At 64.0% G+C, this 10,915-nt stretch carries 12 protein-coding genes; 6 read left to right on the forward strand and 6 right to left on the reverse strand.

What is annotated here, in order from left to right; genetic code table 11:
• Positions 1-59 precede the first annotated feature (59 nt).
• Positions 60-2,141 (reverse strand): ATP-dependent helicase, encoded by a 2,082-nt coding sequence (locus EOA23_RS26295; RefSeq protein ID WP_127306299.1) that lies wholly within the window; start codon positions 2,139-2,141, stop codon positions 60-62.
• Positions 2,142-2,196: 55 nt separating this feature from the next.
• Entirely contained in the window at positions 2,197-2,364 is a 168-nt protein-coding gene (locus EOA23_RS35800) for a hypothetical protein (protein ID WP_189341710.1), read from the reverse strand.
• A 128-nt stretch (positions 2,365-2,492) separates the two neighbouring features.
• Here EOA23_RS35800 and EOA23_RS26300 point away from each other — a divergent pair, with 128 nt between their 5' ends.
• On the forward strand, positions 2,493-2,675 hold the full coding sequence (locus EOA23_RS26300; protein ID WP_095816012.1) for a hypothetical protein: 183 nt from the start codon (positions 2,493-2,495) through the stop codon (positions 2,673-2,675).
• Positions 2,676-2,887: 212 nt separating this feature from the next.
• On the opposite strand, the gene EOA23_RS26305 is transcribed toward EOA23_RS26300, so the two are convergent.
• Positions 2,888-3,856 carry a LysR substrate-binding domain-containing protein gene (locus tag EOA23_RS26305; protein WP_127306300.1) on the reverse strand — a complete coding sequence of 323 codons (969 nt, stop codon included), beginning with the start codon at positions 3,854-3,856 and terminating at the stop codon, positions 2,888-2,890.
• 112 nt (positions 3,857-3,968) lie between these two features.
• Here EOA23_RS26305 and EOA23_RS35805 point away from each other — a divergent pair, with 112 nt between their 5' ends.
• From EOA23_RS35805 to EOA23_RS26330, 4 genes are all read left to right on the forward strand, one after another.
• Positions 3,969-4,802 carry a hypothetical protein gene (locus tag EOA23_RS35805; RefSeq protein WP_189341711.1) on the forward strand — a complete coding sequence of 278 codons (834 nt, stop codon included), beginning with the start codon at positions 3,969-3,971 and terminating at the stop codon, positions 4,800-4,802.
• A 149-nt stretch (positions 4,803-4,951) separates the two neighbouring features.
• Positions 4,952-5,917 carry a DMT family transporter gene (locus EOA23_RS26320; protein ID WP_127306304.1) on the forward strand — a complete coding sequence of 322 codons (966 nt, stop codon included), beginning with the start codon at positions 4,952-4,954 and terminating at the stop codon, positions 5,915-5,917.
• Entirely contained in the window at positions 5,898-6,119 is a 222-nt protein-coding gene (locus tag EOA23_RS26325; protein WP_245474353.1) for a hypothetical protein, read from the forward strand. The genes EOA23_RS26320 and EOA23_RS26325 overlap by 20 nt, the downstream gene beginning before the upstream one ends.
• Before the next feature lie 353 nt (positions 6,120-6,472).
• Entirely contained in the window at positions 6,473-6,916 is a 444-nt protein-coding gene (locus EOA23_RS26330) for a MucR family transcriptional regulator (RefSeq protein ID WP_042638138.1), read from the forward strand.
• Between the two features lie 186 nt (positions 6,917-7,102).
• Here the strand turns inward: EOA23_RS26330 and EOA23_RS26335 are convergent, their stop codons facing one another.
• The 3 genes from EOA23_RS26335 to EOA23_RS26345 form a co-directional block, all read right to left on the reverse strand.
• Entirely contained in the window at positions 7,103-7,297 is a 195-nt protein-coding gene (locus EOA23_RS26335) for a hypothetical protein (protein ID WP_127306301.1), read from the reverse strand.
• Between the two features lie 323 nt (positions 7,298-7,620).
• Positions 7,621-8,325 (reverse strand): lysozyme inhibitor LprI family protein, encoded by a 705-nt coding sequence (locus EOA23_RS26340; protein ID WP_127306302.1) that lies wholly within the window; start codon positions 8,323-8,325, stop codon positions 7,621-7,623.
• Between the two features lie 191 nt (positions 8,326-8,516).
• Positions 8,517-8,747: a hypothetical protein gene (locus tag EOA23_RS26345; protein WP_126061770.1), complete on the reverse strand. Its 231-nt coding sequence runs from the start codon at positions 8,745-8,747 to the stop codon at positions 8,517-8,519.
• A 139-nt stretch (positions 8,748-8,886) separates the two neighbouring features.
• On the opposite strand from EOA23_RS26345, the gene EOA23_RS26350 reads away from it, so the two are divergent.
• Entirely contained in the window at positions 8,887-10,764 is a 1,878-nt protein-coding gene (locus tag EOA23_RS26350; RefSeq protein ID WP_126061769.1) for an ABC-F family ATP-binding cassette domain-containing protein, read from the forward strand.
• The last annotated feature ends 151 nt before the right edge of the window (positions 10,765-10,915 follow it).

Below are 10,915 nucleotides of genomic sequence, written 5' to 3' on the forward strand. Positions count from 1 at the left end.
CGCCAATTTTTCCGTCTTGGACCTGATCCGTCGCGTGAATCGGCAGGAGGGCAGGCAGCCTATTTCCACATGCCGCGCATGCGGGCGCCAAGGTCTACCTTGACGCCTGGCCGCTGGCGCGGGTCGTCCTTGAGCGCCGCACTCGCCCAGGACGATTGGTCGAAGGCCGAAAGCATCGAGGCCGGGATGAAGCGGGTGCGCGAGGCATAGACATGGCGATCGCCGCGCGCCGCCTGGTTGTGCGGGTAGAAGCGCTGCGGCACCACCAAATGCAGGCTGTCCTTGGCCCTGGTCATCGCCACATAGAGCAGCCGGCGTTCCTCCTCGATGTCCTCCTTGGTGCCGACCCCGAGATCGGCCGGGATGCAGCCATCGACCGTGTTGAGCACGAAGACGTTCTTCCATTCCTGGCCCTTGGCCGAATGGATGGTCGACAGGATGAGGTAATCCTCGTCGCGATGGGGCGGTCCGGCCTGGTCGCTGGTGGCGTCGGGCGGATCGAGCGTCAGCTCGGTCAGGAAGCGTTCGCGCGACGGATAGGTCGAGGCGATCTGCTCGAGCTGGATGAGATCGGCCCGGCGCGTGATCGCATCCTCGTGGATGCGCTCCATATGCGGTTCGTACCAGAGCCTGATCCGTTCGAGGTCGGCCGGCCATTTGGCGCCGGCGCGCAAGCCGCTATAGATGTCGAGGAACACCGGCCAATCCTGCGCCGCGCGCTGCGGCGGCCGGAAGCGGGCAAGGCCGAGCGTCTCGTCGAGCGACGTCGCCATGGCATCCACGATCTGCGAGGCGGCGGACGGGCCGATGCCCGGCATCAGCTGCAGCACGCGGAAACCGGCGACGCGGTCGCGCGGGTTCTCGGCGAAGCGCAGCATCGCCAGCATGTCCTTGACATGCGCGGCGTCGAGGAATTTCAGCCCGCCGAACTTGACGAAGGGGATGTTGCGGCGCGTCAGCTCCACCTCCAGGGGCCCGCTGTGGCTCGAGGTGCGAAACAGCACCGCCTGCGCCTTCAGCGCCGTGCCGGCCTCGCGTTCGGCCAGGATCGCCTGGCAGACATAATTCGCCTGCTCGGCCTCGTCGCGCACGCTGACCAGCTGCGGCCGGTGCGAGGACCGGCGCTCGGTCCACAGATTCTTGGTGAAGCGCTCGCTGGCCTCGCCAATCACCCTGTTGGCTGCGGCAAGGATCGTCTCGGTCGAGCGGTAGTTTCGCTCCAGCATGACGACCGCCGCTGCTTGCGCGAACTGCTTTGGGAAATCGAGGATGTTGCGAACTTCGGCGGCGCGGAAGGAATAGATCGACTGCGCGTCGTCCCCTACCACAGTGAGCCCGGCGCCGTCCGGTTTCAGCGCCAGGAGGATCGAAGCCTGCAGCCGGTTGGTGTCCTGGTACTCGTCGACCAGCACGTGGTCGAAGCGGGAACCGAGATGGGCGGCGATCTCCGGCTCGGCCGCCATCTGCGCCCAGTAGAGCAGCAGGTCGTCGTAATCGAGCACGTTCTGCGCCTGCTTGGCCTCGACATAGGCCGCGAAAAGCTCCTTCAGTTGCTCCGCCCATGCCGCGCACCAGGGGAAGGCGGAGCCGAGCACCTCGTCCAGGTCCGCCTGCGCGTTCACCGCCCGCGAATAGATCTGCAGACAGGTGCCTTTGGTCGGGAAGCGGCTCTCGGTTCTCGAGAAACCCAGCTCGTGCCGTGCAAGGTTCATCAGGTCGGCCGAATCCTCGCGGTCATGGATGGTGAAGGCCGGATCGAGCCCGATCTGCTCGGCATAGTCGCGGAGCAGCCTGGCGCCGATCCCGTGGAAAGTGCCGGCCCAGGCGAGCGCGTCGGCGATGATCGCCGCGTCGCGCCCCAGCACCTCGCCGGCAATGCGCTCGACCCGCTTGGCCATCTCCGCCGCGGCACGACGGGAGAAGGTCATCAGCAGGATGCGGCGCGGATCGGCGCCCTTGACGATGAGATGGGCGACGCGATGCGCCAGCGTGTTGGTCTTGCCGGAGCCCGCGCCCGCGATCACCAGCAGCGGCGCCGCCACCTTGCCGTCGCCATGCACCACCGCCAACCTTTGCTCGTCATTCAGCCGGGCAAGATAAGCGGGCGTCTCGAAGGACGAATCACGAGCGGCGATGTTCATCGCCCATCAAGCATCGTTTCCGCTTTGTTCGCAATACAGCTAATCTCCCCACAAGCTACCGCTTCGGCTCCACCCCCATTGCCGCTGACTGGCGCCGCAACTTGCGCCTCTCGTCGCCCGGCATGTCCAGCGGCGCGACATCGCCGGGCACCTCGTCGATGATCCTCACGGCGACGCGGTAGGCGGTGTAGGCGAAAAGCCCCGTAAGCAGCAGGCGGATCATCATCGTCTCCTCATGCGGTTCGATTGGCTTTCAACCGGACGCGGGCCGGTTGGTTCCGCCTCAATCGCAACCAAACCGCCACCGCCTCGTTTGCCCTTTATGAAAGGGGCGAACGAGAGGAGGTCGTCATGATGAAGCTTCCTGTGCTGCTGGCTCTTGCGGCAGGGCTCGTGCTCGCCGCCTGCGACAACAGCGTGCAACCCACCAAGGCGCCGGGCGACGAGGTCAACCAGAACCCTCAGGTCGACAAGAACCCGGTGCCGAAATCGACCACCGGCGGCGACCAGCCGGGCACGCCTCCGAAGCAGTAGGGCAGGGCGGGTTGAATTGTCGTCAGCTTCGAACGAAGAAGGCCGGCGCTGCTTGGGAGGAAGCTGGATAGCGCCGGCCAAGCGGGAAAATCAGGCCCGCCGCGCAATCCAACATAGCTGAGTCTCGGCCTTGCGTCATGGTGCGATCGCGCTAGCCGGCTACAGTCAGTGGAAACACCCGGAAAATCCTGACGCTGCGCGAGCGGCGCTGCTTAGGCCACCGCCGCGCGTGCCGGCTGTCCGCCGGCGATCTCGACGTCGAGCTGGCGCTGCGTCAGCGCCGCCTCGGCCAGGATCCATTGCTTGAACAGCTCCACCTTGCGGGCGCCGAGCGCCTTGATGGGGCTGACGAAATACCAGCCCGCCGTGTTGGGATGGTGGACCGCGAAGGGGGCTACCAGCCTTTCGGCACGGATGTCGCTTGCCATGTAGGCGCGGTTGGCGACGGCGAAGCCCATGCCTGCATTGGCGGCTTCGTAGGACATCATGCAGCTGTCGAAATAGACGCTTCTCGTCTCGCCAAGCACGAAGCTCGCGCCGGCGAAGCCCAGCCACGACTGCCAGTTCTGCGTGCAGGTGTCGGAATGCAGCAGCGTGAAGTAGCGCAGGTCCTCCGGCACCACCTTCGACAGCGGCTTGTCGCCCAGCACGTCGTGAAACAGCTTGCGGCTGCACACCGGCGTCAGGTCTTCCTTGAACAACAGTTCCGAGGTGAGGCCGGGGAAATTGCCGTCGCCGTAGCGGATCTCGAGATCGTATTCCGAGGTCGAGAATTCATGCGTGGCGTAGGATGTCGACACCCGCATCTCGATGTCGGGATATTGCTGCTGGAAGGTCATCAGCCTGGGAAACAGCCAGCGGGCCGCGAAGGTCGGCAGCACGCAGATACGCAGCACATGCGCCTGCGACTGGCCGGTAGCCTCCATACTGGCCGCCACGATCCGCTCCAGCGCCTCGCGCACGCGCGCCACATAGGTCTCGCCCTCCGGCGTCAGCGACACCGCGTTGCCGCCGCGCTCGAAGATCTTGAAGCGAAGCTGATCTTCAAGGCTTTTCACCCGCTGGCTGACGGCGGAAGCGGTGATAAACTGCTCTTCGCCGGCGCGCGTGAAATTCCTGTGCCTCGCGGCGCTCTCCACGATTTTCAGCGAGTTGAGGTTGACCTGACTGAGCAGACGCACGGGGTTTCGACCTTAAGCTGGGCTTACGCTACCACCAGCTTTCCTAAATTTACAGGGGTGGGCGTTTAAATGACTGTTAACCAAGTGTTGCCCCCATCTTGGAGAAAGTACAATGAACGCCCATACAATTCCCGAACTGCGTTGTGCAATGAGCCGCGAGGCCATCATTGGTCATGAGACCGCCTGGAAAGTCTCGACCTTCGGCGTCGCCCAGTATCCTCACGGTTACGACCCGGCTCTGCTTGCCGCGATCGAGGAAGCCGCTCTGAAGCTGAAGGCCAGCCATGCCGTTCACAAACATCTCGACCTCACCTTTATCACCGGCGCCGATCGCTATATTCCCGAGATCAAAGAGCTTTTGCACGACAAGCTGCGCTTGGAAAGGCTGTCCGACATGATGGGCACCAAGCTCGAACCCTATCCGCTGTCGATCGTCGGTTCGACCGTCACCTTCATGAACCCCAGGGATGGCGCCGTCGAATGGCATTGCGACGGCGTCCCCGTGACGGAGCTGATCCCGCTGTCGATCAGCGACCCTCTCATTGGCGGTCATCTTGAGATCTACTGCGACGATTCCGAGACCGGCCGCTCGATCCTGGAATCCGGCCGCGACCTGCCGCGCAACAAGATCATGCGCATCGACCACAAGATGAACTACGCCACGCTCGGCCAGTTCCTGGGTGTGCTCCACCGCACCGCGCCGATCCAGCTCGGCGAGCGCGTCACGCTGGTGCTCAACCAGCGCTCAGCGATCAAGCCCTATGTCGACGACAACCGTATGTTCTACCTCGCCGCCGACAACGACCATGACCGTGCCTGGGTGAACGAGCTGGCCGAGGATGTCTGGACCAACCAGCTGCCCGCCTATCGCCGCCATGCCGAGGAGCATCCCATGCCGCAGCCCGCCGCGGAGCCGGTTTCCGGCGGAGCAAGGGAGTCTTGGTAGTGACCAACGATCCGGTCGAGCGCCAGCCCCGCCCAGCGTCGCTGAGCCTCGGCCCGGCCGTGCCGGACTGTCAAAACCATCCCAGCGCCGCCCCGGCGGCGGCGCTGGCTTTCGCCCTCGGCGCCGTGGCGCTGTGGGCGACCAACGCCATGGTCGGGAAGACGCTGCTTGCCCTCCATCCGGTGTCGCAAGTGCAGTTCCTGCAATTTTGCGGGGCGGCCGTCGTGTTTGCGCTGATCCGGCTTTTCCCTTCTCCCCTTGTGGGAGAAGGTGGCCTCGCGAAGCGAGGTCGGATGAGGGGTGCTGGACGGATCGCCGACGCTGGAGTTTCTTCCAACACCCCTCATCCGTCTCGGCGCTCCGCGCCGATCCACCTTCTCCCACAAGGGGAGAAGGAAAGAGTCTCGCTTGCCGCCTATGCCGTCGGCTTCCTGGGGCTGGTCGGCACCATGGTGCTGCAATATATCGGCTTCGCCTCGATGCCGGTCATCGAGGCGAACCTCGTCGCCTATACTTGGCCGCTGATGACCGCCGCGGCGGTTATCCTGCTGGGCCGGCCGCGCCGTCCTCTGTTGCTTGGCCTGGCCGCGGCCGTCGGCTTCGCCGGCGTGGCGCTGGTCATTTCCGGAGGGCGCGCGCATTTTTGGTTCAACAGGGCCTGGTTCGAAGGCGGCAGCGTTGTCGGTTATCTCGCCGCTTTCGGCTCGGCGCTCTGCATGGCCTTCTACTCGCTTACTGTCGGCCGCCTTGGCGTGCCACCGGAACGCCTGCTTTTGCCCTCGGCGCTGATCGGCGTCGCGCTCACCTTTGCCTGGTGCCTGCATGACGGCGCTGGACGCCTGACCGGTCCGCATCTCCTGCTCGGCCTCTATCTCGGCGCCGGCCCGATGGGGCTCGGCTACTATTTCTGGTCGCGCGCGGCAAAGCTCGACCACGGCGGCAGGATAGCGGTCGTCGCCTATCTGACGCCGATCGCTTCCACGTTTCTGCTGACCCTGTCGGGCGAAAGCCTGTCGATGACGGCCGTTGCCGGCGCCGTCCTCGTTATTGGCAGCTGTCTCGCGGTCGGCATCGAAGGTACGGAGACCAGGCACAATGTCCAGAATGCCCGTTGACGAGGACGAACGCCGCGCCAGACAGGAGGCGCACTGGCTGGTCAGGGAATTTGGCGCGGAAGCGCCGCTCTATGCGGCCATGAAGGCGGAAAAGGCTATCGAGCAAAAGGACTTTGGCCGCTGCGCGCGCTGGAAACGCGTGCTGGAAATCCTGTCGGACAGCCCTTCGGCGAATGTCAGGCCCGGCGTCGCCGTCAAATAAGCGATTTGCCCTGGCGCCGGCGAATCGCGAAAGGCCCACGTCCAGCCGGCGGCTTGTCATTGCCGTGGCCGGACTTGGCCTGATCTTCGACTTTTCAGCAACTTCCTTGGCCGACCCAGTGCAACCGGAGGTTCTACGTATCCTGCCGGACCGCCGGTTCTATAAAGCATCTGTTATAGCTATTAGAAATCCTAACTTGCGCGTTTGCAGCTCGCGTAGAAACATAACCCGGTATTGAGTCGCGTAGCTTTACTGACTCTGGACGGTCCGTTGGGGGACAGGTCCAATTCGATACACCGACAAAAGTCTTAAAAACGAGCTGGCGATTTGAGGGCCGGCAGAAGGTGAAAAAATTGTCCAACATCGACGATAAGACCGCAATTGAACTGACCGCCGACATTGTCTCCGCCTATGTCGGCAACAATCCGCTCCCTGCTTCCGGCCTGCCTGATCTGATCGCCAGCGTCAGCGCGTCGGTGCGCAAGCTCGCCGGCGGCAGTGTCGTCAAGGAGGCGGTGGCGCTGACGCCCGCCGTCAACCCGAAGCGTTCCGTCTTCCCGGATCACATCGTTTGTTTGGAGGATGGAAAGAAGTTCAAGTCGTTGAAACGCCACCTTGCGACCGATCACAACCTGACGCCGGACGAATACCGCGCCAAATGGGGCCTACCTGCGGACTATCCGATGGTGGCGCCCAGCTATTCGGCGACCCGCTCGGCGCTGGCCAAATCTTCCGGCCTCGGCCGCAAGCCGGCCGGCGGTGACGCGGGCAAGGGCAAGCGCAAGGGCAAGGCCTGAGGCCGGACCTAAAGCATGTCTCCCGAAAGTGGGAACCGGTTTCGGGATAAAGACATGCGACGCGCTTTAGCTGCTGCCTGAGGCAATGAATGACGCCGCGCCATCGTCATGGCGCGGCCGTCGGACCGCTCTCGGCATGTTGCGTCGCCGCGTGACTGGTTCCGTAAACGCGCCGAACACCCGGCATCAGTTACGGGGTGGCTTGCCCCCGTCGTGGCGGTCGCGGTCCTGCTCGGCGGCGAGGCTGTCCGCTTCGACGGCGGTCATTTCGAGAAGATAGACGAGCATCTGATAGCGCGTGCGCGAGAGCATCTTCGCCAGCCTGCGCGCGATCTCCGCCACATATTTCAGCGTTCGCAGATCGTTGACCGCTTCGCCCATCGTGAGCTCCTGACATAGCCGAGTTATTGTTGGGGCCGAGTTATTGTTGGGGCCGAGTTATTGTTGGGGCCAAGTTCTTCATTGGCGCTCACGCACGACTCACGGCGCGCTCACAGATTTGCAGTTCGCGACGAAAACTGAAATCGATTTTCGACAAGCACAATGGCCGGCCCTGCAGATTCTGGCCCTTTCTTCATGGTAACGGCCGCGCGGCGCATAAATATAAGCCGAAGCTGAACTTGTGTTTCATCTGCTTGGCCTGGCTGATTTCCCCGCCGGGGAAGCCGGTGCCGAGCGGCAGCCCGGCAGGGCGGGCGCTTCTCTCACCCCTTATACGCGGAACAGAAGGCCGGCGGATTGTCATTGCCGATCATGGCGCAGCCGCGCTTGATCTCGTCGATCATCATGCTGCATGCGTTCTGGCCATTGCAGGGCGGGTTGGTCGCCGGCGAAACCTGGACGCATTGCGAGACATATTGGTCCGACTTCGCCTTGCCGGCGGATTGCACGCATGGCCTCGTGTCGTTCTGGCTTGCCTGGGCAGGGGCGGGTTTCGCAGGCGCGGCTTTAGCCGTCGCAGGCGCGGCATTGCCGCTGCTTTGCGGCACGCAGGAGAGATCGCCCTCCGGGCATTGCAACTGGTGCTGCAACTGCGCCAGTCGCGCCTTGGTCAACTCCGCCTTGCAAACCCCGACCAGGCTCGAATAGATCGAGCCATCGGCATAGGGCTGGGTGCGGAAGGCGCATTCCTTGTCGCGAAATGGGATCCAGGCGCGCTGCGCGTCACGCAGGCGCTTCAGGTCGGCGGGAGCGAGACGTGCCGCCAGCGCCTTGTAGACAGCGTTGAGCCCAGCGTCGGCCGAAGCGGCATTCGCGGTCGTGCAGGTGGCAAGGTCGGCCTGCGTCTTCGCCGCCGCGCAGTCGACGGCTGCCGCGCGGGCGGCGGGCGTGGTGAGAAACAGGCCGGCCGCGATCGCGAAAATCGCGACCGCCAGCGAGGCCGAAAGGAGCGAGGTCTTGCCCGACATATCGTCTGCCCTCTGTTTGAAACGGCCCCGGCGCCTGTGCCAGCATAGGTTGAGACAATGGCGGCGATCAACGCCAAATCTGTGACGTGGCAAGCAAAGTATGACCGGCGGGCGAAAGCCGGGAGTGAACGATCTCACTGCTTGTGTGGAGATGCCCGGCGGGGCGGTGGGAGCGCTGCCCAGCGCGCCTCTCAGTCGTTCATGGGGCGACGGCCGGAGTTCCCGCTGTCGATCTGGATCAGCAGGTGTTCCGTCGCGCGCCACTCGGGGAGGGAGATTGGCTGTGTCGCTGCCCTGCTCGTCGATTCAACCGGGACAGCAATTTGTGCGGCCTGGTCTTCGAAAAGAACCACCTGCGTCGCCAGCGCGGTTGTCGTGGCAACCTGGAAGAAGATGAAGGCGAGGGCGAGATAGCGGATCACGGGCCTCCAAACGCTGGAGCCGGCAACTGGTTCCAGCCCGGTCGCGTTTTTTTTGCTGAACGGCCACGGACGGCGTGCGGCGGGCCTCGTCCGGGCGCTGGCTCTTGCGAAGCGCCGATCTCCCGTGCAAAAGCCCGCTATGCTTATCATCAACGACCTTACGCTGCGCATGGCGGGGCGGCTGCTTCTCGATCATGCCTCATTGACCCTGCCAGCCGGCACCAAGGCCGGCCTTGTCGGCCGCAACGGCACCGGCAAGACCACGCTGTTCAAGGCGATCACCGGCGATTTCCCGTCGGAGACCGGCTCGATCAGCCTGCCGAAGAACACCCGCATCGGCCAGGTGGCGCAGGAGGCGCCTGCCACTGAGGAACCGCTGATCGAGATCGTGCTGAAAGCCGATGTCGAGCGCCAGGCTTTGCTCGAGGAAGAGAAGACTGCGACAGATCCGCACCGCATCGCCGAGATCCACACCCGGCTGGCCGACATCGACGCGCATTCGGCCGAATCCCGCGCCGCCACGATCCTGGCCGGCCTCGGCTTCGACGATGCCGCCCAGCGGCGGCCGGCTTCGTCCTTCTCCGGCGGCTGGCGCATGCGCGTGGCTCTGGCCGCCGTGCTCTTCTCCGAGCCCGACCTTCTGCTGCTTGACGAGCCGACCAATTATCTCGACCTCGAAGGCACGCTGTGGCTGGAGAACTATGTCTCGAAGTATCCGCACACGGTGTTGCTGATCTCGCATGATCGCGACCTGCTCAACCGCGCCGTCAACTCGATCGTCCACCTCGACCAGAAGAAGCTCACCTTCTGGCGCGGCGGTTACGACCAGTTCGAGCGCCAACTGACCGAGCAGCGCGAGTTGCAGGAGAAGAGCCGCGTCAAGCAGGAAGCGCAGCGCAAGCATATGGAATCCTTCGTCGAGCGTTTTCGCGCCAAGGCTTCCAAGGCGAGGCAGGCGCAGTCTCGCCTGAAGGCGCTGGAGAAGCTGAAGCCGATCGCTGCGGTGGTGAACGACACGGTGCGGCCGTTCTCCTTCCCCGAGCCGGTGAAGACGGTGGCCTCGCCGATCGTGGCGCTCAACGGCGTCAATGTCGGCTATACCGAGGGCAATCCGATCCTGAAGAAGATGACGCTGCGCATCGATGCCGACGACCGCATCGCGCTGCTCGGCGCCAACGGCAATGGCAAGTCGACCTTCGCAAAACTGCTCGCCGGCCGGCTGAAGGCCGAAACCGGCTCGATGACCATCGCGCCGGGCCTGAAGGTGGCGATCTTCGCTCAGCACCAGCTCGACGATCTGCGTCCCGAGGAGAGCGCCTATGAGCATGTGCGCCGGCTGATGCCGGACGCGCCGGAAGCCAAGGTGCGCGCCCGCGTCGCCCAGTTCGGCCTGTCGACCGAGAAGATGAACACGGCCGCCAAGGATCTGTCCGGCGGCGAGAAGGCGCGGCTCTTGATGGGGCTATCGGCCTTCGAGGGACCCAACCTCTTCATCCTCGACGAGCCGACCAACCATCTCGATATCGACAGCCGTGAATCGCTGATCCATGCGCTGAATGATTTTCCGGGCGCAGTCATCCTGATCTCGCACGATCGGCATCTTCTAGAGGCGACAGCCGACCGGCTCTGGCTCGTCAAGGACGGCGCGGTCAATCCCTATGACGGCGACCTGGAGGACTACAAGACGCTGGTCACCGGCGTCTCGTCTAACCGCCGCGAGCAAAAGGAGGCCGACAAGGCCTCCAAGGCCGATCGCCGCCGCGAAGCCGCCCAGCGCCGCGCTGCATTGGAACCACTGGCCAAGGAGATCCGCGCCACCGAGGCGCTGATGGACCGCATCCGCAAGCGCATCGACCTCATCGAGGACGAGCTCGCCAACCCGGCGATCTACGAGAAGGATCCGTCCACCGCGACGCGGCTGGCCAAGGAACGTTCGCAACTGGCGCACACGCTGGCTGTGAACGAGGACAAGTGGCTGACGATGTCGGCGGAATATGAAGAGGGCATAGCGGAGTAGCGCGGCTTCCCCTTCTCCCCTTGTGAGGGCTTTGCACGGAACTGAGTTGGTGATTCCGTAGGTCCGGCATGAAGGGGAGATGATTCGGATGGTCGATCGCGTGCTTGGACAACTGAGCCTTGCGGATGGGCTGGTGTGGTCGGATGTGACG

The sequence above is a fragment of the Mesorhizobium sp. M2A.F.Ca.ET.042.01.1.1 genome (assembly GCF_003997405.1).
GTDB lineage: Bacteria > Pseudomonadota > Alphaproteobacteria > Rhizobiales > Rhizobiaceae > Mesorhizobium.